General features: G+C 62.2%; 1 protein-coding gene. It reads right to left on the bottom strand.

The window, feature by feature from the left end; genetic code table 11:
* Nucleotides 1-582 (bottom strand): IS630 family transposase (locus tag GFY24_RS40915; RefSeq protein ID WP_153810481.1); only part of this gene is annotated, 582 nt, incomplete at both ends.

The following is a 582-nucleotide window of genomic DNA, read 5'->3' as shown; positions in this document are numbered from 1 at the left end:
GGGTTCCAGCCGTTGATGAACTCGCGGATCTTGGTGGTCAGCTCGCGGACGTTGCGGAAGGTGCCGCGGTGGATGGCTTGGCGTTCGATGATGCCGAACCAGACCTCGACCAGGTTCATCCAGGAAGCCGAGGTTGGGGTGAAATGCACGTGGATGCGCGGGTTTTCGGCCAGCCAGTCGCGAACCTCGGCTTTTTTGTGGGCGGCGTAGTTGTCCATCACCAGGTGCAGCTCGCGGCCGGGGTAAGCGCGGGCGACATGGCGTAGGAAGACAAGAAATTCCTGGTGACGGTGCCGCGGCTTGCACACGCCGGTGACCTTGCCGGTCGCGATTTCCAGCGCGGCGAACAGGGTGGTCGTGCCGTTTCGAATGTAGTCGTGGGTTTGTCGTTCGGGAATCCCGATTTGCATCGGCAGCGTCGGCGCTGTCCGATCCAGGGCTTGGATCTGGGACTTCTCGTCCACACACAACACGATCGCGTTCTCGGGTGGGTTCATGTACAACCCGACGATGTCGGTGACTTTGCCGGCCAGTTCCGGGTCGGTGGAGAACTTGAACGTCTCCGCGCGCCACGGCTGCACC

This window comes from Nocardia sp. SYP-A9097, from assembly GCF_009649815.1.
GTDB lineage: Bacteria > Actinomycetota > Actinomycetes > Mycobacteriales > Mycobacteriaceae > Nocardia.
The sequence above is the reverse complement of the archived record's forward strand: the minus strand, read 5'-3'. Positions and strand labels throughout refer to the sequence as shown.